The sequence below is a fragment of the Streptomyces griseus genome, assembly GCF_001715295.1.
Taxonomy (GTDB): Bacteria; Actinomycetota; Actinomycetes; order Streptomycetales; family Streptomycetaceae; genus Streptomyces; species Streptomyces griseus_G.
Genome location: NZ_MDKB01000001.1, coordinates 729,439 through 756,411, shown reverse-complemented (window position 1 = coordinate 756,411; position 26,973 = coordinate 729,439). Strand labels below are relative to the sequence as shown.

Below are 26,973 nucleotides of genomic sequence, written 5' to 3'. Positions count from 1 at the left end.
CGCACCGCGGGCATGTGCCGGACACCCGCTACGGACGTACCTGGATCTCACCGATGCCCGTACCGAGGCCGGCGCAGTGCGCGGTCGACTGCCCGGACCGGCCGGGGCCGAGCGTCACGCGCTCGCCGTCCACGTCCGGGGACCACCCGCAGACCAGATGGACCCAGAACGTCTGCGTCGCGCTCCCGTCGTTCCGGCACAGGGCGTACCCGGTGTACTCGTCGTTGGCGTGCTTGCCGGTGTCGCAGGACAGGCCGGGCGGTACGGCGGTGGGCGCCGCGGCGGTCGCCGCGCCCACCGGCACGGCCACCGCGAGGGCCGCGCCGACGGCGGCGGCACGCAGGAGGGCGCGGGCGGCCCTTCCCGCGGCCCGCCTGTGCACCTCCCCGCCGGTCCTCACGTCCACGGTCGCGGCTCCCCCGTCGCCCCTGTCTTCCCTGGTGTTCATGTCACCCCTCCGGTGCCGTTCCTCGGTCCTTCCAGGGCACCCCTCCCCCACGTTCCGTAGCCGAAAACCCCACAGGACATCACGCTGCGTGCCCGATCCCTCCGTACGCCCGAACGGGCGACAGCGTGGACACCCACTCGAAACGGCCCGGAACGACGCTGCTTCCGAAGCGGCGCCGTGACCGGACAGCACCTCGCTCCGTACCCGTGACCGCCGACCGGCAGGTGACCCTCCCCGTGGCGTCCTGCGGCAGGCACTGCCGGGTGCGGCTCACCGCGCGGGGCTGAGGGCTGTCCCGCCGGCGGGACGGTCGCGGTCATGGCGGCTGGACCCTTCGCCCGGGAGCGGTGCCGTGCGGGGCGCGGGGTGGTGCGGACAGCCGGTGCGTGTACGAGTGGCCGGGCGGGCGGGACGGGGTGCGGGCCGTACCGGTAGGGCCGGGCGCACGGGGAGCGTGCGGGTCTGGCGGGAGCGGAGCGGGTCAGGTGGACAGGGCGGGGATGACCGTGGAGCCGTAGGCGTCGATCGTCGCCTCCTTCGCGTCGTGCATGTCGTACACGGCGAACTGGTCGACCCCGAGGTCGCGCAGCACCTTCAGCTTCTCGATGTGCGCCTCGGCCGGCCCCAGCAGGCAGAAGCGGTCCACGATCTCGTCGGGCACGAAGGCCGTGTCCGGGTTCCCGGCGCGGCCGTGGTGGCTGTAGTCGTACCCGGACCGCCCGGCGATGTACGCCGTGAGCGCTTCGGGTACGAGGCCGGAGTGCTCGCCGTACCGGGAGACGAGGTCGGCGACGTGGTTGCCGACCATGCCGCCGAACCAGCGGCACTGCCGGCGGGCGTGGTCCAGGTCGTCGCCCACGTAGGCGGGCGCGGCGACGCAGATGGTGACCGAGTCCGGGTCCCTGCCCGCGGCGGCGGCCGATTCGCGCACCGCCTTGACCATCCACTCGGTGAGGTACGGGTCGGCCAGCTGGAGGATGAACCCGTCGGCCTTCTCCCCGGCCAGGGCGAGTGCCTTCGGCCCGTACGCCCCCATCCAGACGGGCAGCCTTCCGTCCTTCACCCAGGGGAGCCGGACCCGCTGCCCGTCGACGGAGGCCTCGCGCCCTTCGGCGAGGTCGCGGATCGCGTCGATGGCCTCGCCGAGCCTGGCCAGGGTGTTGGGCTTGCGCCCGGCCACCCGCATCGCCGAGTCGCCCCGCCCGATGCCGCAGACGGTGCGGTTCCCGTACATCTCGTTGAGGGTGGCGAAGGTGGAGGCGGTGACCTCCCAGGTGCGGGTGGACGGGTTGGTCACCATCGGACCGACGATCAGCCGCTCGGTGTGCTCCAGAACGCGGCTGTGGATGACGTACGGCTCCTGCCAGAGAACGGTTGAGTTGAAGGTCCACCCGTAGCGGAACCCGTTGCGTTCCGCACGGCGCATGAGGTCCACGACGGCCGAGGCGGGAGGGTCGGTCTGGAGGACGAGTCCGAAGTCCATGGCTGCTCCTGGTGGCGGAACGGGCGGTCGGTGCGCGAGGGTGCCGCGCCGCGGGTGGTGTGCCCGGCGGGGATCATCCCGTAGGGGGACATACCGGGCGGTGTGCGGCCGTGCGGGCCCGGAGGAGGGGCGAGAGGACGCTCCCGCGCCAGCCGGAAGGCTTCGGCCGGCCGGTGAGCTGCGGGGGCGTGTCTCACACGTACTGGCTGATCCCCCGGGGCAGGTACGTCCCGTGGCCCGCGTGGCCCACGTACTCCCCGTCCGCGATCACGGGGACACCCCGGGACAGCACCGTCTCCACCCGGCCCGTCACCCGCTTGCCCTCGTAGGCCGAGTAGTCGACGTTCATGTGGTGCGTCTCGGCGGAGATGACCTGTTCCGCGCCGGGGTCGTAGATGACGATGTCGGCGTCGGAACCCGGCGCGATCGTGCCCTTCTTCGGGTACAGGCCGAACATCCTGGCCGGGGTCGCGCAGGCGATCTCGATCCAGCGGCGCCGGCTGATCCGGCCCTCGACCACGGCCTGGTGCAGCAGGTCCATACGGTTCTCCACACCCGGCATGCCGTTCGGGATCTTGGAGAAGTCCCCGCGCCCCATCTCCTTCTGCCCCTTGAAACAGAAGGGACAGTGGTCCGTGGACACCACCTGCAGATCGTTGGTCCGCAGTCCGCGCCACAGCGCCGCCTGGTGCTCCTCGGGGCGGAGCGGGGTGGAGCACACGTACTTCGCGCCCTCGAAGTCCGGTTCCGCGAGGTTGCCGGTCGACAGGAACAGGTACTGCGGGCACGTCTCGCCGAAGACGGGGAGGCCCTCGTCCCGGGCCCGGGCCAGTTCGGCCAGTGCCTCCTGCGCCGAGACGTGCACGACGTACAGGGAGGCGCCCGCCACCTGGCTCAGCTTGATCACCCGGTGCGTGGCCTCCGCCTCCAGGAGGGCCTTGCGGACCTCACCGTGGTGGCGCGGGTCCCTCTCGCCACGCGCCAGTGCCTGTTCGACCAGTACGTCGATGGCGAGACCGTTCTCCGCGTGCGTCATCACCAGCCCGCCGTTCCCCGCGGCCTGCTGCATCGCCCGCAGGATCTGGCCGTCGTCGGAGAGGAAGACCCCGGGGTACGCGGTGAAGAGTTTGAACGAGGTGACGCCCTCCGAGACGAGCGTGTCCATCTCCCTCAGCGAGGACGGGTTCACGTCGGACATGATCATGTGGAACCCGTAGTCGACGGCGCACCGCCCGTCCGCCTTCTCGTGCCACGCGTCGAGTCCCTCGCCGAGCGACCCGCCCTTGGGCTGGATGGCGAAATCGACGATGGTCGTCGTGCCACCCCACGCCGCGGCCCGCGTCCCCGTCTCGAAGGTGTCGGAGGCGAAGGTCCCGCCGAAGGGCATCTCCATGTGCGTGTGGGCGTCGACCCCGCCGGGGATGACGTACTTCCCCCTGGCGTCGATCCTGTGCCCGGCGGTCCACCCGTGGCTGTCGTGCGTGGCCAGGGCCACCACGCGGCCGCCCTCGACGAGCACATCGGCGTGCAGTTCGTCCGAGGCGGTGACGACCAGACCGCCGGTGATCAGCGTACGTGTCATGGCTTCTGCTCCCCTCGCGGCGGATGCGGGACGCGTCCGGTCGGCGACCGTTCCGCGTGTGCCGTCACCCGGCCGCTCGCAGTGCTTCGGACAGGATTTCCGCGCCCTCCTCCGCCTCGGCGACGGTGAGCGACAGCGGCGGCGCGATCCGCAGGACGCTGGTGTCGTGACCGCCCCCCTTGCCGATGAGCAGCCCGCCGGCGCGGGCCGCTTCGAGCACGGCCGCCGCGGCCTCGGGGTCCGCCTCGTCGGTGCCCGGCCTGGCGAGCTCGATACCGATCATGAGGCCTCGTCCCCGCACCTCACGTACGGCCGCAGAGGCCGCGCCGACGGCTCGGAGCCGCTCGACGAGCAGTCCGCCGACCCGCCGGGCGTTGCCCTGGAGGTCGTGCTCCAGCAGGTAGGTGAGGTTGGCCAGCCCGGCCGCCATGGTGACCGGGGAACCGCCGAACGTCGAGATGGAGTTGGCGTCCAGGCAGTTCATGACGTCGGCGCGGGCGACGACGCCGCCGATGGACATCCCGTTGCCGATGCCCTTGGCGAACGTCAGGATGTCCGGCGGACCGTTCTCCGCATGGGCCTGCCAGCCCCAGAAGTGCTCGCCGGTGCGCCCCCAGCCGGTCTGCACCTCGTCCGAGATCCAGAGGACACCGTGCCGGGCCAGGACCTCCCGGAAGGCCGCGTAGAGCCCGTCGGGGGGTGCCGTGAAGCCGCCGACGCCCTGGACGGGTTCGGCGATCAGCGCCGCGGCTCCCCGCGTGTGGCCGAGCAGGTCCTCCAGATCGGCCACGCAGGCCTGGACGAACCGCTCGTCGCTCAGTTCGGCGTACGGCCCGCGGCTCCGGACCCCGCCGTGGACGTACATGGTCTGCAGCGGAGACAGACTCGTGGGCGACCAGGCCCGGTTGCCCGTGACGGACACCGCCGAGAACGACCGTCCGTGGTAGCTGTTGCGCATCGCCAGGATCTGGTTCGACCCGCTGTACGCCGTGGCGAGCAGCAGCGCGGTGTCGTTGGCCTCGGTGCCCGAGGTGGTGAAGAAGACCCGTGCGTCGGGGATGCCGGAGAGGTGGGCGATGCGCTCGGCGAGTTCGACCATCGGGCGGTTGAGGTAGAGCGTCGAGGAGTGGATGATGCGGCCGGCCTGCTCGGAGACGGCTTTCGTCACCTCGGGAAGGGCATGCGCGGTCATGGTGGTGAGGATGCCACCGAAGAAGTCGAGGTAGCGGTTGCCGTCCACGTCCCAGACGTGGCGCCCTTCGCCGTGGGTGAGCTCCAGGGGCTGCCGGTAGTAGAGGGTCAGCCAGTCCGGGCTGACGGCGCGGTGCCGCTCGTACAGACCGCTCACGGCTCCACCAGCCCGTCGTACGCGTCCGGCCGACGGTCCCGGTAGAACGCCCACTGCCGGCGGACCTGCTCGATCATCCCGAAGTCGAGGTCGCGTACGAGGAGTTCCTCCTCCTTGTCGCTGGCGACGTCGCCGACGAACTGTCCGCGCGGGTCGACGAAGTAGCTGGTGCCGTAGAAGTCGTTGTCGCCGTACTCCTCCTGCCCGACCCGGTTGATCGCGGCGATGAAGTACTCGTTGGCCACGGCGGAGGCGGGCTGTTCCAGCTGCCACAGGTAGCCGGAGAGGCCGCGCGAGGTGGCCGACGGGTTGTACACCAACTGGACTCCGTTGAGGCCGAGTTGCCGCCACCCCTCGGGGAAGTGCCGGTCGTAGCAGATGTACACGCCGACCTTGCCGACCGCCGTGTCGAAGACCGGCCAGCCGGCGTTGCCCGGCTTGAAGTAGTACTTCTCCCAGAAGCCCTTGACCTGGGGGATGTGATGCTTGCGGTACTTGCCGAGGTAGGAGCCGTCGGCGTCGATCACGGCGGCGGTGTTGTAGTAGAAGCCCGACTGCTCGAACTCGAAGACCGGGACGACGATCACCATGCCGGTCTCGCGGGCCAGGTCCCGCATCCGCCGGACGGTGGGACCGTCCGGGACCGCCTCGGCCCACCGGTAGTGCTCGGGATCCTGCACCTGGCAGAAGTAGGGGGCGTTGAACACCTCCTGGAAACCGATGATCTTCGCACCCTGCCGGGCGGCCTCGCGGGCATGGTCCTCATGCTTGGCGATCATGGATTCGGTGTCGCCGGTCCAGGTCGCCTGGACGAGTGCGGCGCGTACGACGTGGGACATGAGCTGCTCCTTCGACGTGGCGTCAGAGAGCCTCTACGCATGCTCTACGCACGTAGACACAGTGCGTAGGAGGAGAACGTAAGCCCCGCCACACGGCGGGGCAAGACCATCGCCGTGAACCGGTGGAGTCGATCATGTTTCACACCCGAGCGGTCCACACCCGCCGGGGGCCCGGGTGGCTCCGGGCGCGGACGTCGGTGCGGGCCCCCGGTCGCCCGGGGGGGGCCGGGGCCGCGACCGGTCCCCCGCGCCGGTCGCGGCCCCGCGTACGGGAGGTACGGTCAGGAGCCGCAGCAGCCGCCCGCCGGGCTGCGATCGGCTGCCGCCCCGGCGGTGACGGGTGCGGCGATCCGGACGAGTTGCGGAGCGGGTGCGCAGCAGCCGGCGTCGGCCTCCTCGGCCCCTGGGGCGTCGAACAGGCCGGCACCGCCGCACACTCCGGTCTCCGGGAGGGTGAGTTCCACACGGTCGGCGGAGTCGAGGTCGCCGGCGATCGCGGCGGCGACCGAGCGGACCTGCTCGTAGCCGGTCATGGCCAGGAACGTCGGGGCGCGGCCGTAGGACTTCATGCCGACCAGGTAGACGCCCTGTTCGGGGTGGGAGAGCTCGCGGTGGCCGTGCGGGTAGACGGTGCCGCAGGAGTGCTGGTTGGGGTCGATCAGCGGTGCCAGGGCGGCCGGAGCCTGCAGGCGTTCGTCGAGGCCCAGGCGCAGCTCGGCCAGGAAGGACAGGTCCGGACGGAAGCCCGTCAGCACGATCACCTCGTCGACCGCGTCCAGGCGGCGCCCGTCCTCACCCACCAGGACCAGGCCACCCTCGGCGTCGCGCTCGATCGCCTCGGTGCGGAAGCCGGTGACCGCGTCCGCGTGACCGGCGTCGACGGCGGCCTTCGCCGCCAGGCCCAGGGCACCCCGCGCGGGGAGCTGGTCGGCTTCTCCGCCGCCGAAGGTGGAACCCGAGATGCCGCGGCGCAGGACCCACACCGCCTTCGCGCCCGCGCCTCCGTCGGACTTCGCCAGGTCGGCGAGGTAGGCGAGTGCGGTGAACGCGGAGGCGCCGGAGCCGATCACCGCGGTGCGCCGGCCGGCGTGACGGGCGCGGACGGCCGGGTCCTCGAGGTCCGGGACGCGGTAGGTGATCCGGTCGGCGGCCGCACGCTCGCCGATGGCGGCAAGGCCGCTGCCGCCGGCCGGGGACGGCGTGGCCCAGGTGCCGGAGGCGTCGATGACGGCGCGCGCCACGAGGCGTTCCTCGCGGCCGCCGGTGAGGGCGACGTGGACGACGAAGGGCTGCCGGTCGCGGTCGGCGTCGACGATCCGGTCCCGGCCGGCCCGTGAGACACCGGTGACCGTCGCACCGAGGCGGACGCGGTCGCCGAGCACGTCGGCGAGCGGCTGCAGGTAGAGGTTGGCCCAGTCGCCGCCGGAGGGACAGACAGCCGGGTCGGGCCGGGTCCAGCCGGTGGGGGCGAGGAGCTCTTCCGCGGCCGGGTCGACGATCTCGCTCCAGGTGGAGAACAGGCGCACGTGCGACCACTCGCGCACCGCGGCACCGGCGGTGGGCCCGGCTTCCAGGACCAAGGGCTGGAGGCCGTGGCCGAGCAGGTGGGCGGCGGCGGCCAGCCCGGCGGGTCCGGCCCCGACCACGACGACGGGCAGCTCGGTGGCGGGGGACGCATTCACGGCGACTCCTTGGGTATTTCGACAACTGTCGATGGCTTGCGCGGCCCAGCATGACACTTGCATCGACAAGCGTCAACATAGACATTCATCGAAGTGGCAGCTCGCCGGTGAAGCGCCGCGACGGCCCTCCCCGTGCTGATTCGACGTGTGTCAACATAGACGCATGTCGCATGTGAAGGCGCCACTGCTGCTCGAACCCGCCGACGGCCAGGGGGTGGCGCCCTGCTGTCCGCCCTTGGCGGAGCGCCCCATGGGCGCGAGCGAGGCCGAGACCGCCGCGCGGATGTTCAAGGCGCTCGGTGACCCGGTCCGGCTGCGCCTGTTCTCCGCCGTGGCCTCGCACGAGGGCGGGGAGGCGTGCGTGTGCGACATCAGCGATGTGGGCGTCTCCCAGCCCACGGTGTCCCACCACCTGAAGAAGCTCAAGGAAGCCGGGCTGCTCACCTCCGAACGGCGCGGCACGTGGGTCTACTACCGGGTCGAGCCGTCCGTCCTGGCCGCCATGGGCAAGCTGCTGACCCCTCCGGCCACCGCCTGACCGCAACGGCGGAGGGCGCCCGCCTCGCGGCGTACGGACCGCACGCGGGTGCCGTGCCGGACGGGCAGACCGTAGCGCTGCTCGTAGTCGGCGAGGTAGTCCACCACGTGCCGGGCGTCCGGGTAGGGCTCGCCGGGCTGGGCGGGCATGAGGCGGCCGGGCAGGGAGGAGTACCCGGCCGGGGAGGACAGGTGCAGGGAGTCCCCCATGTGCTGCCAGGCCCCGCCGGGTGCCGCGTCCGCGTCCAGGATGACGTGGTCGAGGCCCTGGCGGCTCAGTGGTAGCCGGCGGCGAGCCCCGCCTGGCCGCCGCCGATCACCACCACTTCCGTGTGCCGCGTCATGGGGCCGTCGTCACCGCGTCGGCGGCGAACCTCCTTCGCCAGGCGAGCGCGACGTGGACCAGGCCGATCAGCACCGGGACTTCGATGAGCGGGCCGACGACGCCGGAGAGCGCCTGCCCGCTCGTGACGCCGAAGGTGGCGATGGCGACCGCGATGGCCAGCTCGAAGTTGTTGCCCGCCGCGGTGAAGGCGAGGGTCGCGGTGCGGTCGTAGGCGAGCCCGAGGCCCCTGCCGAGCAGGAACGTACCGAAGAACATGATCGCGAAGTAGACCAGCAACGGCAGCGCGATCCGGGCGACGTCCAGCGGCCGGGAGGTGATGGTCCCGCCCTGCAGGGCGAAGAGGATGACGATCGTGAAGAGCAGCCCGTACAGAGCCCACGGGCCGATCTTCGGCAGGAACCCGGCCTCGTAGCCGGAGCGGCCCAGCTTCCGCTCGCCGACGCGGCGGGTGAGGAAGCCGGCCAGCAGCGGGATGCCGAGGAAGATGACGACGTTCAGCGCGATGTGCCACACGGAGACGTCCAGGCCCTGGCCGTCGCCGAGGTTCATCCAGCGCGGCAGCAGGTCGAGGTAGAACCATCCCAGGAACCCGAAGGCGAGCACCTGGAACACCGAGTTCAGCGCGACCAGGACGGCGGCGGCCTCGCGGTCACCGCAGGCGAGGTCGTTCCAGATGATGACCATGGCGATACAGCGGGCGAGCCCCACGATGATCAGGCCGGTGCGGTACTCGGGCAGGTCCGGCAGGAAGGTCCACGCGAGGGCGAACATCACCGCGGGCCCGACGATCCAGTTGATGACCAGCGAGGAGATCATCAGCTTCCGGTCGCCGGTCACGCGGTCGAGCCGGTCGTAGCGGACCTTGGCGAGGACCGGGTACATCATGACGAGCAGGCCGAGCGCGATCGGCAGGGAGATCCCGCCGATCTCGATCTTCGCGAGCGCGTCGTCCATCCCCGGGATCAGGCGACCCAGGGCCAGGCCGACGGCCATGGCGAGCAGGATCCACACCGCGAGGTAGCGGTCGAGGGTGGAGAGCTTCCTGACGACCGAGTCGTCCCCGGCGAGGCCCGCACCCCGGGCGGGGGCGGTGGTGGGCTCGGTGGAGGTCACGGGCACGCCCTCCTGTTCCCGGCAGCGGTGCGGGCGGAGGCGGCGAGTTCGGCGAACTGCTGGGACAGGCCCGCCAGGACCTCGGGCTTGAGCTTGTAGTAGACGAAACGGCCGCACGGCTCGGTCTCCACCAGCCCGGCCTCGCGCAGCACCTTCATGTGGTTGGACAGGTTGGTCTGCTTGGCTCCGGTCTCCTCGACCAGATGCGTCGTGCAAAGTGTCTCGCGCGCCAGCAGGGTCACGATCCGCAGGCGGAGCGGATCACCCAGCACCCGGATCACATCAGGATCGACTGAAGTCAGCATGCGCTGATACTGTCACACCGTCACTCGCTGACACCAGCGGGCACTGAAGTCATCGGCGGCCGGGTTCCGCCGTGCGACGAGAGAGAACGCTCACCATGGCCGACAAGCCGTCCGTCCTGTTCGTCTGCGTCCACAACGCCGGCCGCTCCCAGATGGCCGCCGCGTGGCTGACCCACCTGGCCGGAGACCGCGTCGAGGTTCGTTCCGCCGGCTCCGCCCCCGGAGACCGGGTCAATCCGGCCGCCGTCGAGGCCATGGCGGAGGTCGGCATCGACATCTCCGAGGAGATGCCGAAGGTCCTCACCACCGAAGCGGTCCGCGCCTCGGACGTGTGCGTCACCATGGGCTGCGGCGACACCTGCCCCGTCTTCCCCGGCAATCGGTACCTGGACTGGAAGCTGGAGGACCCGGCCGGCCAGGGCGTCGAGGCGGTGCGCCCGATCCGCGACGCGATCAGGGCCCTGGTCGAGGACCTGATCGCCGAGATCGCCCCGGGGAGGACGGCGTGAGCGCGCTACGCGGCGTCGTTGCATGGCACAGGAAGAGCGCACACTTCCGTTCGCGGGACATCAGGAGCGCCGGGCCCCGGCGCGCGCCGCTCAGAAGGTGACGGCGATCCCGGTGTGGGGCCGCTTGCCGAACCGTACGAGGGCGGCCGGACGGTCCACGAGCCAGAACTTCCAGCTGTACTTACGGGCGAGTACCTTGCGGACCGCGGCGGTCTCCGTCGCATCGAGCAGGCGGGCCGTGCCCTCGGCGCTGGGCGCGCCCTCCGCGATCCGGCCACGGACGTCGCAGACGGTGACACGCACCCGGCTGTCGCGACGCAGCCGCTTGACCTTCCAGGAATCGGTCCGGGTCCAGATGTACAGCACACCGTCCTCGGCAGCCGCCCAGACCGGGGTGGCCACGGGCGTGCCGTCCTTGCGGTAGGTGGTCAGACTGACGTACTCGCTGCGGGAGAAGTCCTGGAGAGTCACGGTCGCGACCCTACTCCGTATCACGTCGGCGGAGTGGAGGACCTCCCACCCGAGGCCCTGCCCGCGCCCGGAGCGGCGCCCCCGGCGCCCGAGAGGGGCAGGCCCGGCCGGGACGCCCCTCGCGGATCCGGCCCGAAGGCCGGGGCCGGTGCGCGGGCTGCCCCGTCGCACCGGCCCCGCGTCACGGCGCTGACCGCACGGTCACGGACGGCCGCCCGGCCGCACCACCATGGCCGAACCGCCGCCCCGGCGCACCTTTTCGGCGGCCGCGAGCCAGCGTCCGTCCGGCAGCCGCTGGACCCCGGTGGCCGCCCCGATCTCCGGGTTCGCCTTGAAGACGTGGCCGAGCGCCTCCAGCTGACCGCGCACCGGGCTGTCCCACAGCCCCGGCTCGATCTCGGTGGTGGCCGAGTTGCGCTGGCTGGCGCGGGGCGCCGCGATCGCCTCGACGAGCGGGAGTTGGCGGTCCAGGTGGCCGGTGAGCGACTGCAGCACGGTGGTGATGATCGTCGCGCCGCCCGGCGAGCCCAGGGCCAGTACCGGCCTGCCGTGCTCCAGCACGATGGTCGGCGAGATGGACGACCTCGGCCGCTTGCCCGGACCGGGCAGGTTCGGGTCGTGCACCGCCGGGGCGGCGGGCGCGAAGGAGAAGTCCGTCAGTTCGTTGTTGAGCAGGAAACCCCGCCCCGGCACGGTGATGCCGCTGCCGCCCGTCGACTCGATGGTCAGCGTGTACGCGACCACGTTGCCCCACTTGTCGGCCGTGGTCAGGTGGGTCGTGTTCTCGCCCTCGAACGTCGTCGGGGCAGCCGCGTCACCGGCCGCGCAGGGCGTGGGGTGGATCGGATCACCGGGGGCGAGCGGGCTGGTGAGGACCGCGTCGTCCTTGATGAGGCACTCGCGTGAGTCGGCGAATCGCTGGCTGAGCAGCCCGCGGGTGGGCACGTCCTCGAACGCCGGGTCGCCGACCCAGCGCCCCCGGTCGGCGAAGGCGATCCGGCTCGCCTCGATCAGCCGGTGCAGGTAGCGCGCCTCGCTCGCCTTCGAGAGGTCGGTGGACTCGAGGATGTTGAGCGCCTCGCCCACGCTCGTACCGCCCGAGGAGGAGGGGGCCATGCCGTAGACGTCCAGGCCCCGGTAGCCGACCTTCGTCGGGGCCCGGTGCAGGGCGCGGTAGGCCTTCAGGTCCGTGGCCGTGAGGTCGCCGGGGCGCACCACCCGGGTCGCGTCCGGGGCGACGGGGGGCTTACGGACCGTCGACACGATGTCCCGGGCCAGCTCGCCCCGGTACAGCTCGTCGACCCCCTCGCGGCCCAGGGTCTCGTACGTCCGGGCCAGGTCGGGGTTCTTGAAGAGGGAGCCGACGGCCGGGAGTTCGCCGCCCGGCAGGAAGAGCTTCGCGGAGGCCGGGAAGTCGGCGAACCGGGCCTGGTTGCCCGCGGTCTGCGAGCGGAAGGTGTCGTCGACGACGAAACCGTCGCGTGCCAGCCGTTCGGCCGGCTTCAGCAGCTTGCCCAGTGAGGTGCTGCCCCAGGCGTCGAGCGCCTTGGCCCAGGTGGCAGGCGTTCCGGGGGTTCCGACGCCGAGGCCACTGGTGACGGCGTCGTTGAACGGGATGGGCCGTCCGTTCTCCAGGAACAGCGAGGAGTCGGCGCTGCGGGGCGCCGTCTCCCGGCCGTCGATGGTCTGTACGGAGCGCTCGGCGGCGTCGTAGTAGACGAAGTAGCCTCCGCCTCCGATGCCCGCCGAGTACGGCTCGGTGACACCCAGGGCGGCAGCCGTCGCCACGGCCGCGTCGACGGCGTTGCCCCCCTTGCGGAGCACCTCGATACCGGCCGCCGACGCGTCCGCGTCGACGCTCGCCACCGCTCCCCCATATCCCACCGCCACCGGTGACTTGGGTGGTGGCGCGAGGGGTGAGGCGGCCACGGGGGCCGCGGCACCGAGCGAGCCGATGACGGCGATGACACTCAGCAACGACACATTCCGGCCTGCGGAACGACGCATCCGTACCTCCAGTCGAGAATCGTCCGCGCAGGGTAACGCCGCACCGGCGGGATCGTCAGGACCGCCTCGGCCGGTCGTCCGGCCATCGCCGGCGCGTACGCCCGTCCGCGCGGCCGTGGAACGGCCGGGTCAGCCCCGGCACCGCGATCGGCGGACAGACGCCTCAAAGGGGTTCCCACGCCCGGAAGTCGGGCTGGTGGCAGGGACCGGCCACAGGCCCCTGGGGCCCTTGTGCGAACGTTCGCGCGCAGCCGACCCTTGCTCTGGTCCGCCCCGACGGGAAGCGGAGACCGGTGCTGGTGGAACGCGAACGGAGACGCACATGAGCAGAATGAAGAGGGGCCTGCGCCGCACGGCGGTGGCGGCGAGCGCCCTGCTGACGGCAGTGGGCATCACGATGACGGGGGCCTCCCCGGCCTCGGCCGTGGACTACTACTACGAACTGCCCTACCCGGCGGGTGAGGCGTACACGGTCACCCAGGGTCCGGAGGGTACGTACTCGCACACCGGCCCCTACAACGAGTACGCCTGGGACTTCGGCCTCCCCGCCAACTACGAGGTGTCCGCGGCGCAGGCGGGCACCATCGTCTTCTCGAACTGGTCGCCGTACTGGCAGAACGGCATCGAGGTGCTCATCCGTCACTCGAACGGCCAGTGCACCCACTACGCACACCTGAACAGGTCGTTCTACGAGCCGGGCGACTGGGTACCGCAGGGCAGGATCGTCGGCTGGTCGGGCAGCACGGGCAACTCCACGGCACCGCATCTGCACTTCCAGGTGATCGACTGCAACAGCCGTGTGGGGCTGCCCGCCACCCTCCAGGGCTGGGTCCCGTACACCGGGACCCGTCCGGTCAGTGTGAACGCGTACGCCTGAGCCGGCGGGCCGCCCCGCGACGGTCCCCGGCGGGAGGGGACCGCCCTGCGAGGACGGCGGCCGACGCGGTGCCCGGCCCGGCCGTGAGCGTACGGCGTTCGAGCGCACCCCGCCCGGCGACGAACGGCGCGAGGAGTGCGGGCAGCGGCCTCCCCGGCCGGGGATCCGGTCGGCGACCAGGGCCCCGGCACCGGGCGCTCCCCCGCGTGGTAAGGGTACGGTCGGATGGTGAGCGCGATCCGCTGACCTCTGGGCCCAACTGCGCAGAGTGCGTGGCTAGTAGGAGAAACCGATGACTTTTGACGACGCCGAGTTCCGCAAGCAGATCCGGTCGGACATTCCGCATTCGGCGCGGGTGTGGAACGCGTGGCTGGGCGGGAAGGACAACTACCCGGTGGACCGGGAGCTGGCCGACGCGGTCACGTCCGCCTATCCGCAGATGGCCGACATCGCGCAGGCCTCGCGCGCCTTCCAGGCACGCGCGGTCCGGCACCTCGCCGGCCTCGGCGTACGCCAGTTCCTGGACGTGGGGACGGGCCTGCCCGTCGAGAACAGCACCCACGAGGTCGCGCAGGCCGTCGCCCCGGACTCCCGGATCGTCTACGTGGACAACGACCCCATCGTGCTGGTCCACGCCGCCGCCCTGCTGACCAGCGCACCGGAGGGCCGGACCGCGTACGTCGACGCGGACCTGTCGCACACCGACGAGGTGGTGGACGAGGCGGCGAAGACGCTGGACCTCTCCGAGCCGGTGGCCGTGCTCCTGCTGTCGACCCTGGGACATCTGACCCCGGCCGACGGGATCAGCGTGGTGCAGCGGTACATGGCCCGGATGGCCCCGGGAAGTTATCTGGTGCTCTGCGACACGGTCAAGACACCGCAGACGCTCGCGGCGCAGGAGGCGTACGACTCGGGTGACAACCCGCCCTACCTGGTGCGTGAGCCGCAGGAGATCACGGGGTGCGCCGAGGGGCTGGAGCTGCTCGAGCCCGGCTTCGTCTCGATCGCGTACTGGCGCCCCACCGAGGAGAACCCGACAGCCGTCGACCAGTGGGGACTTGTCGCGCGCAAGCCCTGAGCGCCCTGCCCCGGAACGGCGGGCGCCTGTCGCCCGCACGCGGTGCGCACACGTCACCGGTACCGAGGAGAGCGGCACCCTCGTCACCCTTGCTCGGCGACGAGGGTCCGCCCGGCCTCGACATGGTGGTCGGCAACGCCCCCTCCGTGTTCCACGGCGGTCACCGCACCGGCCGTCGCGGCGTAGACCCGGAAGCGTTCTCCGCCGCCTACGCCGTCCCGGCCGGCGACCGCCGGCCCTGGTGATCGACGCCGTCGATCTTCTGTACGTCCGGCACATTCCGCCCGGCTCGCAGCTGACCTTCTCCCCGCCCCCCGGGACCGGCTGTCCCGTGGGCGAGGGGTGATCACCGGCCGCTGCCGTGCGGGCTCGGGTCCGACGTGCGGATCAGACCCGAGGCTCCTGCCTGCCCGGCAGCAGCGTCCCTGGTTCGGCGGGGGCGACGCCCACCGCCTCCGTCTTCGGATTGCGCCGCTGCCGTCCGCCCACCCAGTTGGCGAACCAGGAGAGCAGCATGCACATCCCGATGTAGATGGGCGAGATCACCATGACCACGGGGATGAACGGCAGATCGTAGTCGAGGTTCGAGGCGATCAGCTTGCCCGCGTGGAGGAACTCCTCGTAGGTGATCAGGAAGCCCAGAGAGGTGTCCTTCAGGGCCACGACCAGCTGACTGATGATGGTGGGCATCATCGCGCGCACGGCCTGGGGGGCCAGGACGTACGTGGTGACCTGCGTCTTGCGCAGGCCCAGCGCGTACGCCGCCTCCCGCTGGCCCCGTTCCACGGAGTTGATGCCCGTGCGGAAGACCTCGGCGAGTACGGAGCCGTTGTAGAGGGTCAGCCCGGCGACCAGCGCGGGCAGCGGCTGCACCTTGAGTGCGACGAAGATGAAGAAGATCATCACCAGGACGGGCATGGCCCGGAAGAACTCGACCAGGAGCGTGGAGAGCCAGCGCACCGGCCGGTGCTCGGACAGGCGCCCGACCGCGAGCACCGCCCCGAGCGCGAGGGAGAGCACCGCCGCGTACGCGAAGGCCTTCAGAGTGTTGCCGAGGCCCCGCAGCAGCAGTTCCTGGATGCCCTTGTAGGTGAAGGGTGACCATTTGGCCGCGGTGAACTGGTCCGTGTCGAAGAGGAGATACAGCAGCCAGCCGAGGGCCGCGAGGATGAGGACCGTCGCGGCGATCCCGTAGAGGCGATGCCGTCTGCGGGTGACGGGGCCGGGGATGTCGTACAGGGCAGTGGCGGAATGGGTCATCGAGCGACTCCCCAGCGCTTCTCCATCAGGTTGAAGAGCGCACTGATGGACAGGGTGATGATCAGGTATCCGACGGCGATCCAGACGAACGACCAGATGATGCTGTAGCCGAGTTCGTTGAGCGGCTTGTAGGTGCCGAGCAGCTCGGTGACGCTGAAGGCCCCCGCGATCGCCGAGTTCTTGGCCAGGGCGATGAGGGTCGAGCCGACGGGCGGGATCACCGACCGGAAGGCCTGCGGAAGCACCACGTTGCCCAGTGTCTGCCCGAAGGACAGACCGAGACTGCGGGCCGCCTCTCCCTGGCCCGTGGGCACGGTGTTGATGCCGGAGCGCAGAGCCTCGCAGATGAAGGCCGAGGTGTAGCAGCCGAGGGCGAGGACCGCGAAGACCTTGAAGGGCAGCACCAGCCCGAACCGCGGGAGCCCGAGCAGGACGGCGAAGAACAGCAGCGTCAGCGGGGTGTTGCGGAGCACCGCGACCCACACGGTGCCGATCACCCGGAGCGAGCCGACGGGCGCGACCCGGAAGGACGCCATGACGAAACCGAGCAGCAGGGCGAGGATCGAGGAGTAGACGGTGAGCTCCAGGGTGCCGAGGAAGCCCTTGCCGTAGAGCGAGAAGTTGTCTGTCAGTACGTACACGGTGGCCGGCCCCTCAGTTCGCCGGGTAGCGGTCGATGGGCGGCGGTGTCGGCGCGGGCACTCCGGAGAGCCCCAGGGTGGCCTCGAACGCCTTCCTCCAGTTGCCGTTCTTCTCGTTCGCCTCCAGTGCGTCGTCGAGGGCGAAGCGCAGCGCGTCGTCCGCGTGCGGCACGCCGATGCCGTACGGCTCCTCGGAGAAGGGCTTGCCGACGACCTTCATCTCCTTCGGGGCCTTGGCCGCGAAGCCGAGCAGGATGGCGTCGTCGGTGGTGACGGCGTCGACCTGGTAGGTCAGGAGGTTGTCGACGCAGATCGAGTAGGTGTCGTAGGCGACGAGCTTCGCCCTGGGGTAGTCGGCGGCGATGCGCTGGTACGGCGTGGAGCCGGCGGCCGAGCAGACGGTCCTGCCCGCCAGGTCCTGGGGCCCGTGGATGTCGTTCTCGTCGGTGCGTACGAGCAGGCTCTGGCCGGCCATGTAGTAGGGGCCGGCGAAGCCCACGAGCTTCTTGCGCTTGTCGTTGATCGTGTACGTGCCGACGTAGTAGTCGATCTGGCCGTTCTGGAGCGCGGTCTCGCGGTTGGCGGAGGCGATCGTGCGGAAGCGGATCGTCTTGGGCTCGAAGCCCAGGGACGCCGCCATCATGCGGGCGATCTCGATGTCGAAGCCGGAGTAGACACCGGTGGCGGGGTCCTTCTCGCCGAGGTAGGGCTGGTCCTCCTTGGCGCCGACGACCAGGTAGCCGCGCCTCTTGGCCTGGGTCCAGGTCTTCGACCCGGGCAGCCGGAAGCCCGTGTCGACGGTGTAGTGGGGCAGTTGCCCGGCCTTCGGGCCCTTGACCGGCGGGCTGCCCTCCCTGCCGCAGCCGGCGGCCAGCGCGGCGAGCAGCAGGCCCGCGAGCAGGGCCGCGATGTTCCTCGTACGCAACACGGTGCCCCTGTCAGTGCTTGAGGATCTTGGACAGGAAGTCCTTGGCGCGGTCGCTCTCGGGAGCGGTGAAGAATTCCTCCGGCGTGCGGTCCTCGACGATGCGGCCGTCGGCCATGAACACCACGCGGTTGGCGGCCGACCTGGCGAACCCCATCTCGTGGGTGACGACCACCATGGTCATGCCCTCGCGGGCGAGCTGGCGCATCACCTCCAGCACCTCGTTGATCATCTCCGGGTCGAGCGCCGAGGTGGGCTCGTCGAAGAGGAGGGCCTTCGGATCCATGGCCAGGGCGCGGGCGATGGCGACGCGCTGCTGCTGCCCTCCGGAGAGCTGTGCGGGCAGCTTGTCCGCCTGGGAGGCCAGTCCGACCCGCTCCAGCAGTTCGCGGGAGCGCCGGTCCGCCTCCTCCTTCCCGCGCTTGCGGACCTTGAGCTGGGCGAGCGAGACGTTGGCCAGCACGGTCTTGTGCGCGAACAGGTTGAACGACTGGAAGACCATGCCGACTTCGGCCCGGAGCTGGGCGAGTCCCTTCCCCTCCTCCGGGAGGGGCTTCCCGTCGATGGCGATGTGACCGGACTGGATCGTCTCGAGTCTGTTGATCGTCCGGCAGAGCGTGGATTTGCCCGATCCGGAGGGGCCGATGACCACCACCACCTCCCCGCGGCCGACGGTGAGATTGATGTCCTGCAGGACGTGCAACTTCCCGAAGTACTTGTTGACGTCCCGCAGCTCGATCAACGGATCGACTGCCATACGCTGCCCTACCCACTTTTCGCTGTGCCGAGGTCAGCGCAAACTATCCAGGCCGGACCGGTACTTAGGAGCCGACACGCACCGGCAGCACATAAGGCTGCTTATCGCGTTTTGCCGCTCGGCCCGCTCTCGGCCGACTCCGCGTACATCTCGGACAGCTCGGGGCTGCCCGTCATCGCCCAGTCCAGACCGGCCGCGACGACATCGATCTCGCGCCCCGAGGCCAGCCGCACCACGAGCTTCCTCCCGGCGAGGATGTCCCACACGGCACCGGGAACGGTGCGTACGAGGACGGTACCGAGGTAGAGGCCGGCGTCGTTACCCAGCCAGGGAAGCTCCTCGGGGTCGTCGCGCCACAGCGGCGGGAGCTGGTCGAGCGCGGACAACGAGGCCGGGCTGTCGTCGAGTTCGAGACCGCACTGTGCCGCGCGGGCCCGCAGGAGTTCGCATTCCGCGAGCAGTTCGGCCACGCCGTCCGGATCGGTCTCGACGGCGGCTGCGAGAGCCACCCCCTGTGTACCGTCCTGGCGCTTGCGCCAGTTGTCCAGGAAAGGGATGTTCATGCCACAAGGGTCCCATCCCGGGCGGCCTCCGCACCACAGGGCGCGCGACGTTCGGGACCGGGACCCGGGGCCGGGTGCGCGGGAACAGCCCGTAGGCTGCGGAGATGACGTCGCGCGACTATCTCTCCGAACTCTTCTCGCTGGACGGCCGGGTCGCCGTGGTGACCGGCGGCAGCTCCGGCATCGGCCGGGGTGTCGCCGGGGCGCTCGCCCACGCGGGAGCGAGCGTGGTGCTCGTGGCGCGCAGGGAGGCCGAGCTGTCGCGTGCGGCCGGCGAACTCACCGCCGAGGGCTGCCGGGCGGCCTGGGTGAGCGCCGACCTGGGGAGCGGCGACGGCGCACGGGAGGCCGGCGACAGAGCGGCCGAGGTATTCGGGGAACCGGACATCCTGGTCAACTGTGCGGGAATCAACCTGCGTCCGCCGATGGGCGAGCTGGACGAGGAGGTCTGGGACACCACCATGGCGGTGAACCTCAAGGCCCCCTACCTCCTGGGGCAGCGGTACGGGCCGGGCATGGCCGAGCGGGGGTACGGGCGGATCATCCACATCACCTCGCAGCAGGCGCACCGGGCGTTCGTGCACAGTGGGGCGTACGGGGTCTCCAAGGGCGCGCTGGAGTCGCTGGCCCGCTCGCAGGCCGAGGCGTGGTCGCCGCACGGCGTCACCTGCAACACCCTGGTGCCGGGGTTCGTGATGACGCCGCTCAACGAGCGGCTGTCGTCCGATCCGGACCGGGTGGCGGCGCTGGCCGCGCGCACCATGGTGGGACGCAACGGCCTGGCGGAGGACTTCGCGGGAGCCGCGGTCTTCCTGGCGAGCGCCGCGTCGTCGTACGTCACCGGACAGTCGGTCTTCGTGGACGGCGGGTTCTCCGTGCACTGAGCCGGTCCCGGCTCACGTACGCACACAGGGACTCGCGGCCCTCGCCGCCCGCGGGCCGCAACGCCGGGACGCCCTCGCCCGGCCGGACTCGTCGCTGCTCGCTGTGAGTGGTCACCGCGTGCGGACGGAGGCGAGGCCACGCAAGGACGCCGGCCTCCGGCCGGGCGCGGCGCGGGGCCGTCAGAGGTCGAGGTCCACGACCACCGGTGCGTGGTCGGAGGCACCCTTGCCCTTGCGCTCCTCGCGATCGACGTAGCCGTCCGCGACGGCGGCCGCGAACGGGGCGTTCCCCAGGACCAGGTCGATCCGCATACCGCGGTTCTTCGGGAAGCCGAGCTGGCGGTAGTCCCAGTACGTGTACGGCCGGTCGTACTTCAGCGGGCGCGGCATCACGTCGGACAGGCCCTCCGCCCGGAGCGCGGCCAGAGCGGCGCGCTCGGCGTCGGTGACGTGCGTGGCGCCCTCGAAGAGCGCCGGGTCCCAGACGTCCTCGTCCGTCGGCGCGATGTTGAAGTCGCCGAGGACCGCGAAGGGCAGCTCGGCGGCGGCGTCCGCGGCGACGGCCTTGCGGAGCGCCTCCAGCCAGCGCAGCTTGTACGCGTAGTGGTCGTGCCCGACCTCGCGGCCGTTGGGCACGTAGACCGACCAGACGCGGGCCGGGCCGCAGGTCGCCGCGATCGCCCGGGGCTCCTGCACGCCCTCGTAAGCGGGGCCGTCGGGGAGACCGGTGACGACGTCGGCGAGACCGACCCGGGAGAGCAGCGCGACGCCGTTCCACCGGCCCGTGGCGTTGACCGCGCTCTCGTAGCCCAGCTCCCGCAGCTCGTCGGCCGGGAACTGCTCGAGCGTGCACTTGGTCTCCTGGACGCACAGCACGTCCGTGCCGCTGCTCTCCAGCCAGGCGAGCATCCTCGGGAGCCGGGCGGTGATCGAATTGACGTTCCAGGTGGCGATACGCATAGCTCAAACCTAGCGGCTCGCACCGACAGCCGGCCCGGAGCGGGGGCGCACCGCTTCAGAGCCGGGCGGCGTCCCCCGGGGTCATCCGGCGGTGGTCCGCGCCGCCGAGGCTGCCGATCTGCGCGTCGTAGATCGGGCGGGCGAGGTCGGTGAGGAGGGCGTCGTGGATGTCGATCGCACGCCGGGGCTTCACCTCCCGTACGTAGTCGATGACCTCGGAGATCTTGTTCCAGGGGGCCATGACCGGCAGCATCAGCGTGTCCACCGGCCGGTCGGGCACGGTGAGCGCGTCGCCCGGGTGGAAGACCGAACCGTCCACGAGGAAACCGATGTTGGTGATCCTGGGGATGTCCGGATGGATCACCGCGTGCAGTTCGCCGTGCACCTGCACGTCGAACCCTGCCGCCGAGAACGTGTCACCGTGGCCGACGGTGTGGACCCGCCCCGGGAAGGCCGGCGAGAGCTGTTCGGCCACGCTCCGCAGGGTCCACAGGTGCACCGCCGGGCCGGCCTCCATCGCGGCGCGGATCCGGGCCTCGCTGAAGTGGTCCGGATGTTCGTGGGTCACCAGGATCACCTCGGCGCCTACCGTGGCGTCCTCCTCGGAGAAGCCGCCGGGGTCGATGACGAGCGACTGCCCGTTGCGCTCCAGTCGGACGCAGGAGTGCTTCTTCTTGGTGAGTGTGAGAGACGAGGCGTTCATGGGTCCATCCTGCTACGCCGGCGGGGTCGTTTCCTCCTGGATCACGGACTGCGCGACGGTGAAGGCGGCGCCGGCGGCGGGGATCCCGCAGTAGACGGCGGTCTGCAGCAGCACCTCCTTGATCTCCGGGGGTGTGAGTCCGTTGCGCAGCGCGGCCCGGACGTGCTGCGCAAGGCTTCCGAGGTGTCCGGAGCTGACGACCGCGGCCAGCGTGACGCAGCTCCGGGCCTTTCGGTCGAGACCCTCCCGGGACCAGACCTCACCCCAGGCGTACCGGGTGACGAGGTTCTGGAAGTCGTCGGTGAAGTCGTCGGACGCCGCCGTCGCGGCGTCGACGTGGGCATCGCCCAGCACCTCGCGCCGGACCTTCATCCCGCTCTCGTACAGGTCGCGGACTCCTGCGGGGGCGGCCTCGGGGATGACGGGCGCGGGGGCGATCTCGGCCACCGGCACCACCGGGACGAACGAGGCGGTACCCCCCTGTGCGGGCAGTACGGGGATCGACGCCAGGGTGTCCTGCCAGGACGTCGAGAAATGCATGAGGAGCAGGTCGGTGACGGCCGCCGGCTGCTCGACGGGGCACAGGTGGGACGCGCCGGGGACCAGGGCCAGCCGGGAGTCGGGGATGCCCGCCACGAGCGTCCGGGCCTCCGCCGGCCCGGTGACCTTGTCCTCCGCGCCGACCAGGACGAGGGTCGGCACGCCGATGCGGGGCAGCTCCGCCCGGATGTCGAAGGCGGCCAGGGCCTCGCAGGCGGCGATGTAGCAGCCGGGGTCGGTGGTGCGCACCATCTGCACGGACCACTCGACGATGGCCTGCTGGGCGGCGACGAAACCAGGGGTGAACCAGCGTGCGGGCACGGCGCGCGCGATGGGCTCCAGGCCGTTGGTGCGGACCACCACGCCGCGCTGGCGGAACTCGTCGGCGCTCCCGAAGCGGGGCGAGGCCGCGACCAGGGCCAGCGAGGCGACCCGGTGCGGGTGGCGCAGGGCGAGGACGGCACCGACGGCGCCGCCGATGGAGCAGCCGGCGTACCCGAAGCGCTGGACGCCGACGCTGTCCAGCGTGGCCAGCAGGCGGTCGGCGAGGTCGGCGACCGAAACGGCGGGGTGGGCGGGGGCCCCGCCGTGACCCGGCAGGTCGTACCGGAAGATCCTCCAGTGCTTCGAGAGCTCGGGTATCTGCCGGTCCCACATGTGCCAGGAGGTACCGAGGGAGGGCCCCAGAATCAGGACCGGTGCGTCCTCCGGCCCGTCGAAGCGGTATTGCATGGTTTCAAGGTTCTTCTCGCTCACCCGCTCACGCTCCCACATCTCACATCGGCTTCGTGGGCGGGGGCCGAGGCACTCGCCAGTTCTCCCCACGTATCCGCGGCCGGCCGTAGATTCTCCACATCCGGCTTCACGTACCAGCGCTTGGTCGTGCGGACGTCGCTGTGCCCGGCCCGACGAGCGGGCAAGGGGTCGGGCACACGGGACTGCTGCACGGACAGGTGACACCTGACCTGGCTTGCTGAGACGCGGCCCGCCCACCACCACGAGGCACTGACGGGCGCGGTCCCGCACTCCGGTGCGGAGCTGGAAAGGGCGCTGCAGACCGCACCGGATTCCCGCCTGGAGCGGAACCGGCCGGGGGCGGCTGCCGGATCGTCCGGCGCCGCCGCACGGCGGTGTCGGCGTTTCGGCCACTTTCCGCCCCGAGCCGTTCCCAGCCGGACCAGGGCTCCCGCACGTGCAGGGTTCCTCACGCAGGAAGCAGCGGGCTTCCCAGCACGGCCGAATGACGTGTGTTCGATATCGCGTCCGCGTCGTTGGACCTCACGACTCTGCCGCAGTGACCGTCCTAGGGGGAACGATGACCTCGGCCGTTACACAGGACCAGCCGCCGCAACCACCGAAGGGATCCGCGCCGGACGACGAGCCGCAAGAGACCGGTGTTCGAGAAGAGGAGTACCTCTACCGCGACGAGTCACGGCTCCAGGCCGGATCCCAGCTGACCTCCCGCACCATGGCACGACGTCTCCCCTCACTCGTACGACGCTCGGTGGAGATGGCCTGGCGGGTGGACCGAGGCGCCACCGTCGGACTACTGGTGTGCCAGATCGGGACGGGTGTCCTGGCCGCCCTCGGCCTCCTGGCCGTCACGGGCACGATCACCGCCCTGATCTCCTCGGGCGACATCACCGAGCGGCTGTGGGACGCAGCCCCGCAGCTGACCGTCATCGCCGCCGCCACCGGGCTGCGCGCACTGCTGGGCATCGCGGTCGTCTGGCTGACCGGGCGACTGCGCCCGGTACTCGGCCGGGCAGCGGAGCTGACGATGATCGAGGCCGCACTCGGCGCGGAACTGGCCGCCAACAACAAGCCCGGCTACAACGACGCCTACGACATCGCCGACCGTGGCGCGCAGGTCACCCCTGACCTCGTGGAGGAGGCCCAGGACGTCATCGCGGCGACCGCGACACTCGCGGCCGGCGCAGCCGTTCTCACCGTCCTGGACCCGGTTCTCCTCCCTCTGCTCTTCCTCGCGTGCCTGCCGCAGGCCGCCGCGTACGTCCGTTCCGCGCGGGTGATCTACCTGGCCGGGCTGGAGACCTCCGGGCGGCGCCGGATGCTGGGCAAACTGCGCTGGCACATGGCCTACATGGAATCCAGCGAGGAGATGCGTGCCTGCCTGGCCGGCCCCTTCCTGACAAGCCGGTACCGGAAGCTGGCCGCCTCGGTCAACACGGCCGAACGTAAGGCAGCGAACACCGGCGCCTGGATGGGACTGGCCGGCGCTCTCGCCGGCGGGATCGCCTCGATGGCGGTGTGGGCGGCCCTGCTGTGGCTCCTGGCCTCCGGCCGCATGAGCCTGGCCGCCGGGGGTGGCGCCGTCTTCGCCCTCCAGACGGCCACCGGATCCGTACGCGGCATCATCAACGGAGGAGCCCGCCTGGTACGCACCGGCTGGTACGTCCAGGACTGGCAGCGGTTCCTCGACAGCGCCCACGGCCAGGCCATGGCCGACTCCCGCGGCACCGCCACCCTCCCTGCTGTTCCGGAGCGCTTCGAGGTCCGCGACGTCACCTACCGCTACGACGGAGCCCCGAAGGACAGCCTGAGCAACGTCTCCCTCCACGTGCGGCGCGGCGAGATCGTGGCGCTGGTCGGGGAGAACGGCTCCGGCAAGTCGACCCTCTCCCGCCTGCTGTGCGGGTTGCTGCTTCCCACCGAGGGCGAAGTGGCCTGGGACCACGCCTCCACAGCCGACCTGGACCCGTGGGGGGCGTGGGAGCACGTCGCTCTGGTCCCGCAGAAGTTCACCTACCTGCCGCTGACCATGCGCGACAACATCACCTTCGGCCAGGGCGACACCAGCGACGCCGCTCTGCTCGCCGCGTGCGAGGCATCCGGCGCCGCGGAGATGCTGCCGGGCCTCCGTTCCGGCCTGAACACCCTCCTGACCAGCGAGTGGTTCGGTGGGCAGCAGCTCTCCGGCGGGCAGTGGCAGCGGCTGGTACTCACCCGCGCCTTCCACCGGCAGGCGGCACTCCTGGTGATGGACGAGCCCACGGCTGCCCTCGACGCCCGTGCCGAGCACCGGATCTTCTCCGGCCTGCGCGAACTCGCCAAGGACCGCTCCGTCCTCCTGATCACACACCGGCTCACCAATGTGGCCATCGCCGACCGGATCGTTGTCCTGGACGAGGGACGGATCGTCCAGGAAGGCACCTACGCCCAGCTCACCCAGGAGCCGGGGCTCTTCCGGACGCTGTGGGAGCTGCAGCGGCGGATGAGCGGCGACACCCCTTGATCACCCGTCCCACGCGAGGCCACCGGTCTGCCAGGCGCAGACACCGCTTCGCTCCCGATGCTCCCTTGCCTGCGGCGCGGTCGTCGTCGACCCGCACGACCGCGTCCTGCACGTGCTGCACCTGGCGAGCGGGAAGGTACTCGCCCCTGGCGGACACCTGTCGCACGCCCGCCGGGAATTGCGGGACAGTCCTGAGGCAGGTCACTTGTCGGAATCACGACTGTCGATTGCATACGGACTTGCGCCGGCGTCGGTGCAGCCGCCAACCGAACCCCCGCGAAGCTGGCCACCCTCGCCATACGGACGTCGGCTATTCTGCGATCCGCTTCGGGCATCCGAGACGGAGGCGGCGCCACCACGCAGAGACGCTGCACTCGTACTGCGGGCGAGTTGCGGGGTAGCACAAGCCGTCCTCTGCAGATGCGTCGGATTCACGGCAGCCGTCGGCTGCCATACGAATGGGGTGGGATTGTCCAGTCATCGACTGTCCAAAAAGGGCCGCTACATCGCCTGGGCGGCGACGGGTGTCGTCGTCACTGCGGGCGCCGGGATCGCAGCACAGACATCCATGGCGGCCACCGTGTGGCCTGCGCAGAAGACCTACACCGGTCGCGCGTTCGATACGTGCACTGCGCCCTCCCTCGCGGCGATGAAAGCGTGGAACACGAAGTTCTACGGCGCCGCCGCTGTCTACATCGGCGGCAAGAACCGTGGCTGCGCCCAGCCCAACCTGACCAAGTCCTGGGTGAAGTCGGTCAACTCCACCGGTTGGAAGCTCATACCGCTTTACGTCGGCGCGCAGCCGCCCTGCCAGAAGAGCGCGAACCCGGAAAGGTTCACCGCTTCCACGGCGGCCTCCGTCGGTGCGAGTAACGCGAAGGACGCGGTTGCCAAGGCATCAGCCCTCGGGATGAAGGCCGGCAGTCCGATCTACCTGAACATGGAGTCGTACGACATCACCGACAAGGCGTGCAACGACGCCACTCTCACCTACGTGCGCTCCTTCACCAAAACGCTGCGGAACGCAACCTACCGCGGCGGCCTCTACGGCTTCAGCAGCTCCAGCGCCAAGGCCGTCGCCACCGCCCCGAACAAGACGGACCTGCCAGGCAACCTCTGGTACGCGCTGTGGGACAAGAAGAACACGACCACCACCGACTGGCCGTGGAACCCCGCTCAGTACACCAACCACAGCCGCGGCCACCAGTACATGGTCAACAGCAAGGAAACGCGGGGCGGTTACACCATCACAGTCGACCGTAACGCCTGGGACGCCCCGGTCGCCATCATCGGCTGAGAAGCTCCGACCAAGCAGGCCCCCGGCTGGTCGGGGGAGGCCAGCCGGGTGGGACAGCCGACTTGACTGCTGGTGCATATGGCTAACGGCTGTCCCGCAATTCCCGGCGGGCGCGCGACGACAGCTACGGCACCTCGCCGCGTTGTCAGGACGTCCCCATACATCCCGTATGCGGACGTCCCTCCGCTGTGCGATGCCCCGCATCCGACGCCGCACGCTGATCCACCGGGAATTGCGGGACAGCCCTTGGAGCCGGGATGGGTATCGGCTGGACGATAGGTCAGCCACAGTGCACCCCAAGGGCCCGTCAGCATGCTGACGGGCCCTTGCGAACGATACTGCTTGCCGATTCGCTCAGCAGTCAATCATCCGGGTTTGCTGATCACTCGGCGGCCGTTGGCCGGGACTTCATCCGCCGGCGTGCCCGCCAGGCCACAGCCGCCCAGATCGCAGCGACCAGCAGGATTCCGGCACCTTCACGGAGGCCCCAGAACGCCGCGGCAAGGAGCCCGGCGGCGGCCAGGATGACCGTGACGGTCGTGGCCGTCGTCAATGAGATTTT

General features: G+C 70.8%; 27 protein-coding genes and 1 pseudogene. 8 read left to right on the top strand and 20 right to left on the bottom strand.

The features are described 5' to 3' along the window. Positions 1-28: 28 nt before the first annotated feature. The 6 genes from BA175_RS02810 to BA175_RS02785 all read right to left on the bottom strand — a co-directional run bounded on the left by BA175_RS02810 (position 29) and on the right by BA175_RS02785 (position 7,382). Entirely contained in the window at positions 29-448 is a 420-nt protein-coding gene (locus BA175_RS02810; RefSeq protein ID WP_438947306.1) for a hypothetical protein, read from the bottom strand. A 481-nt stretch (positions 449-929) separates the two neighbouring features. Beyond that, entirely contained in the window at positions 930-1,931 is a 1,002-nt protein-coding gene (locus BA175_RS02805; RefSeq protein ID WP_069169585.1) for a TIGR03842 family LLM class F420-dependent oxidoreductase, read from the bottom strand. Between the two features lie 193 nt (positions 1,932-2,124). Next, positions 2,125-3,513, bottom strand: a complete 1,389-nt coding sequence (hydA, locus tag BA175_RS02800; protein ID WP_069169584.1) for a dihydropyrimidinase — start codon at positions 3,511-3,513, stop codon at positions 2,125-2,127. Positions 3,514-3,577: 64 nt separating this feature from the next. Continuing rightward, entirely contained in the window at positions 3,578-4,861 is a 1,284-nt protein-coding gene (locus tag BA175_RS02795; RefSeq protein WP_069169583.1) for an aspartate aminotransferase family protein, read from the bottom strand. Further along, complete coding sequence (locus tag BA175_RS02790; RefSeq protein ID WP_069169582.1) at positions 4,858-5,700, bottom strand: nitrilase-related carbon-nitrogen hydrolase; 843 nt, start codon at positions 5,698-5,700, stop codon at positions 4,858-4,860. Before BA175_RS02790 ends, BA175_RS02795 begins: the two co-directional genes overlap by 4 nt. Positions 5,701-5,981: 281 nt before the next feature. Then, positions 5,982-7,382 (bottom strand): NAD(P)-binding domain-containing protein, encoded by a 1,401-nt coding sequence (locus tag BA175_RS02785; RefSeq protein ID WP_069169581.1) that lies wholly within the window; start codon positions 7,380-7,382, stop codon positions 5,982-5,984. A gap of 163 nt (positions 7,383-7,545) precedes the next feature. On the opposite strand from BA175_RS02785, the gene BA175_RS02780 reads away from it, so the two are divergent. Next, on the top strand, positions 7,546-7,920 hold the full coding sequence (locus BA175_RS02780; RefSeq protein WP_069169580.1) for an ArsR/SmtB family transcription factor: 375 nt from the start codon (positions 7,546-7,548) through the stop codon (positions 7,918-7,920). 8 nt (positions 7,921-7,928) lie between these two features. Here the strand turns inward: BA175_RS02780 and BA175_RS29200 are convergent. From BA175_RS29200 to BA175_RS02765, 3 genes and pseudogenes are all read right to left on the bottom strand, one after another. Beyond that, a pseudogene (locus tag BA175_RS29200) lies at positions 7,929-8,263 on the bottom strand (NAD(P)-binding domain-containing protein); the annotation flags it as partial. Then, positions 8,260-9,378 (bottom strand): ACR3 family arsenite efflux transporter, encoded by a 1,119-nt coding sequence (arsB, locus tag BA175_RS02770; protein ID WP_069170296.1) that lies wholly within the window; start codon positions 9,376-9,378, stop codon positions 8,260-8,262. The gene arsB and the pseudogene BA175_RS29200, both read right to left, overlap by 4 nt. Further along, positions 9,375-9,683 (bottom strand): ArsR/SmtB family transcription factor, encoded by a 309-nt coding sequence (locus BA175_RS02765; RefSeq protein ID WP_069169578.1) that lies wholly within the window; start codon positions 9,681-9,683, stop codon positions 9,375-9,377. The genes arsB and BA175_RS02765 overlap by 4 nt, the downstream gene beginning before the upstream one ends. 95 nt (positions 9,684-9,778) lie before the next feature. Here BA175_RS02765 and BA175_RS02760 point away from each other — a divergent pair, with 95 nt between their 5' ends. Continuing rightward, positions 9,779-10,192, top strand: a complete 414-nt coding sequence (locus BA175_RS02760) for an arsenate reductase ArsC (RefSeq protein WP_069169577.1) — start codon at positions 9,779-9,781, stop codon at positions 10,190-10,192. A gap of 90 nt (positions 10,193-10,282) precedes the next feature. Here the strand turns inward: BA175_RS02760 and BA175_RS02755 are convergent, their stop codons facing one another. Further along, positions 10,283-10,663, bottom strand: coding sequence for a PPOX class F420-dependent oxidoreductase (locus BA175_RS02755; protein WP_069169576.1), 381 nt, complete (start codon positions 10,661-10,663; stop codon positions 10,283-10,285). Between the two features lie 201 nt (positions 10,664-10,864). Next, a complete protein-coding gene (gene ggt / locus BA175_RS02750) occupies positions 10,865-12,670 on the bottom strand; it encodes a gamma-glutamyltransferase (RefSeq protein ID WP_069169575.1) in 1,806 nt (601 codons plus the stop codon). 322 nt (positions 12,671-12,992) lie between these two features. Here ggt and BA175_RS02745 point away from each other — a divergent pair, with 322 nt between their 5' ends. From BA175_RS02745 to BA175_RS31000, 3 genes are all read left to right on the top strand, one after another. Then, a complete protein-coding gene (locus BA175_RS02745; RefSeq protein WP_069169574.1) occupies positions 12,993-13,547 on the top strand; it encodes a M23 family metallopeptidase in 555 nt (184 codons plus the stop codon). A gap of 292 nt (positions 13,548-13,839) precedes the next feature. Continuing rightward, positions 13,840-14,625 (top strand): SAM-dependent methyltransferase, encoded by a 786-nt coding sequence (locus tag BA175_RS02740; RefSeq protein WP_069169573.1) that lies wholly within the window; start codon positions 13,840-13,842, stop codon positions 14,623-14,625. A gap of 89 nt (positions 14,626-14,714) precedes the next feature. Next, positions 14,715-14,870, top strand: a complete 156-nt coding sequence (locus BA175_RS31000; protein WP_175420729.1) for a hypothetical protein — start codon at positions 14,715-14,717, stop codon at positions 14,868-14,870. Positions 14,871-15,012: 142 nt separating this feature from the next. On the opposite strand, the gene BA175_RS02735 is transcribed toward BA175_RS31000, so the two are convergent. From BA175_RS02735 to BA175_RS02715, 5 genes are all read right to left on the bottom strand, one after another. Continuing rightward, positions 15,013-15,885, bottom strand: a complete 873-nt coding sequence (locus BA175_RS02735) for an amino acid ABC transporter permease (RefSeq protein ID WP_069169572.1) — start codon at positions 15,883-15,885, stop codon at positions 15,013-15,015. Beyond that, a complete protein-coding gene (locus BA175_RS02730) occupies positions 15,882-16,526 on the bottom strand; it encodes an amino acid ABC transporter permease (RefSeq protein WP_069169571.1) in 645 nt (214 codons plus the stop codon). The genes BA175_RS02735 and BA175_RS02730 overlap by 4 nt, the downstream gene beginning before the upstream one ends. Before the next feature lie 13 nt (positions 16,527-16,539). Next, positions 16,540-17,454, bottom strand: a complete 915-nt coding sequence (locus BA175_RS02725; protein ID WP_079159351.1) for a glutamate ABC transporter substrate-binding protein — start codon at positions 17,452-17,454, stop codon at positions 16,540-16,542. A gap of 10 nt (positions 17,455-17,464) precedes the next feature. Continuing rightward, positions 17,465-18,208, bottom strand: a complete 744-nt coding sequence (locus BA175_RS02720) for an amino acid ABC transporter ATP-binding protein (RefSeq protein WP_069169569.1) — start codon at positions 18,206-18,208, stop codon at positions 17,465-17,467. A gap of 101 nt (positions 18,209-18,309) precedes the next feature. After that, positions 18,310-18,771 carry a DUF6278 family protein gene (locus tag BA175_RS02715; RefSeq protein ID WP_069169568.1) on the bottom strand — a complete coding sequence of 154 codons (462 nt, stop codon included), beginning with the start codon at positions 18,769-18,771 and terminating at the stop codon, positions 18,310-18,312. 104 nt (positions 18,772-18,875) lie between these two features. On the opposite strand from BA175_RS02715, the gene BA175_RS02710 reads away from it, so the two are divergent. Then, positions 18,876-19,655, top strand: a complete 780-nt coding sequence (locus tag BA175_RS02710) for an SDR family NAD(P)-dependent oxidoreductase (RefSeq protein WP_069169567.1) — start codon at positions 18,876-18,878, stop codon at positions 19,653-19,655. A gap of 180 nt (positions 19,656-19,835) precedes the next feature. Here the strand turns inward: BA175_RS02710 and BA175_RS02705 are convergent, their stop codons facing one another. From BA175_RS02705 to pcaDC, 3 genes are read right to left on the bottom strand one after another with little or no spacing between them, the layout of a single operon-like run. Further along, positions 19,836-20,615, bottom strand: a complete 780-nt coding sequence (locus BA175_RS02705; RefSeq protein ID WP_069169566.1) for an exodeoxyribonuclease III — start codon at positions 20,613-20,615, stop codon at positions 19,836-19,838. Between the two features lie 55 nt (positions 20,616-20,670). After that, the gene (locus tag BA175_RS02700) at positions 20,671-21,318 is read right to left on the bottom strand and encodes an MBL fold metallo-hydrolase (RefSeq protein WP_069169565.1); all 648 of its coding nucleotides are present in this window, start codon (positions 21,316-21,318) and stop codon (positions 20,671-20,673) included. 12 nt (positions 21,319-21,330) lie between these two features. Further along, a complete protein-coding gene (pcaDC, locus tag BA175_RS02695; protein ID WP_438947305.1) occupies positions 21,331-22,632 on the bottom strand; it encodes a bifunctional 3-oxoadipate enol-lactonase/4-carboxymuconolactone decarboxylase PcaDC in 1,302 nt (433 codons plus the stop codon). Between the two features lie 541 nt (positions 22,633-23,173). On the opposite strand from pcaDC, the gene BA175_RS02690 reads away from it, so the two are divergent. Both BA175_RS02690 and BA175_RS02685 read left to right on the top strand, forming a co-directional pair. Next, positions 23,174-25,114 (top strand): ATP-binding cassette domain-containing protein, encoded by a 1,941-nt coding sequence (locus tag BA175_RS02690; RefSeq protein ID WP_069169564.1) that lies wholly within the window; start codon positions 23,174-23,176, stop codon positions 25,112-25,114. Between the two features lie 469 nt (positions 25,115-25,583). Then, positions 25,584-26,411, top strand: coding sequence for a glycoside hydrolase domain-containing protein (locus tag BA175_RS02685; RefSeq protein WP_069169563.1), 828 nt, complete (start codon positions 25,584-25,586; stop codon positions 26,409-26,411). 382 nt (positions 26,412-26,793) lie between these two features. On the opposite strand, the gene BA175_RS30995 is transcribed toward BA175_RS02685, so the two are convergent. Further along, positions 26,794-26,964, bottom strand: a complete 171-nt coding sequence (locus tag BA175_RS30995; protein ID WP_175420728.1) for a hypothetical protein — start codon at positions 26,962-26,964, stop codon at positions 26,794-26,796. Positions 26,965-26,973 lie beyond the last annotated feature (9 nt).

Excerpts from the sequence above, each read along its gene's own strand:
- BA175_RS02760 (WP_069169577.1), top strand. The coding sequence starts at position 9,779 with ATGGCCGACAAGCCGTCCGTCCTGTTCGTCTGCGTCCACAACGCCGGC.
- BA175_RS02790 (WP_069169582.1), bottom strand. The coding sequence starts at position 5,700 with ATGTCCCACGTCGTACGCGCCGCACTCGTCCAGGCGACCTGGACCGGC.
- BA175_RS02765 (WP_069169578.1), bottom strand. The coding sequence starts at position 9,683 with ATGCTGACTTCAGTCGATCCTGATGTGATCCGGGTGCTGGGTGATCCG.
- BA175_RS02735 (WP_069169572.1), bottom strand. The coding sequence starts at position 15,885 with ATGACCCATTCCGCCACTGCCCTGTACGACATCCCCGGCCCCGTCACC.
- BA175_RS02705 (WP_069169566.1), bottom strand. The coding sequence starts at position 20,615 with ATGCGTATCGCCACCTGGAACGTCAATTCGATCACCGCCCGGCTCCCG.
- pcaDC (WP_438947305.1), bottom strand. The coding sequence starts at position 22,632 with ATGTGGGAGCGTGAGCGGGTGAGCGAGAAGAACCTTGAAACCATGCAA.
- hydA (WP_069169584.1), bottom strand. The coding sequence starts at position 3,513 with ATGACACGTACGCTGATCACCGGCGGTCTGGTCGTCACCGCCTCGGAC.
- ggt (WP_069169575.1), bottom strand. The coding sequence starts at position 12,670 with ATGCGTCGTTCCGCAGGCCGGAATGTGTCGTTGCTGAGTGTCATCGCC.
- BA175_RS02720 (WP_069169569.1), bottom strand. The coding sequence starts at position 18,208 with ATGGCAGTCGATCCGTTGATCGAGCTGCGGGACGTCAACAAGTACTTC.
- BA175_RS02745 (WP_069169574.1), top strand. The coding sequence starts at position 12,993 with ATGAGCAGAATGAAGAGGGGCCTGCGCCGCACGGCGGTGGCGGCGAGC.
- BA175_RS02715 (WP_069169568.1), bottom strand. The coding sequence starts at position 18,771 with ATGAACATCCCTTTCCTGGACAACTGGCGCAAGCGCCAGGACGGTACA.
- BA175_RS02740 (WP_069169573.1), top strand. The coding sequence starts at position 13,840 with ATGACTTTTGACGACGCCGAGTTCCGCAAGCAGATCCGGTCGGACATT.
- BA175_RS02810 (WP_438947306.1), bottom strand. The coding sequence starts at position 448 with ATGAACACCAGGGAAGACAGGGGCGACGGGGGAGCCGCGACCGTGGAC.
- BA175_RS02805 (WP_069169585.1), bottom strand. The coding sequence starts at position 1,931 with ATGGACTTCGGACTCGTCCTCCAGACCGACCCTCCCGCCTCGGCCGTC.
- BA175_RS02780 (WP_069169580.1), top strand. The coding sequence starts at position 7,546 with ATGTCGCATGTGAAGGCGCCACTGCTGCTCGAACCCGCCGACGGCCAG.
- BA175_RS02700 (WP_069169565.1), bottom strand. The coding sequence starts at position 21,318 with ATGAACGCCTCGTCTCTCACACTCACCAAGAAGAAGCACTCCTGCGTC.
- BA175_RS02690 (WP_069169564.1), top strand. The coding sequence starts at position 23,174 with ATGACCTCGGCCGTTACACAGGACCAGCCGCCGCAACCACCGAAGGGA.
- BA175_RS02710 (WP_069169567.1), top strand. The coding sequence starts at position 18,876 with ATGACGTCGCGCGACTATCTCTCCGAACTCTTCTCGCTGGACGGCCGG.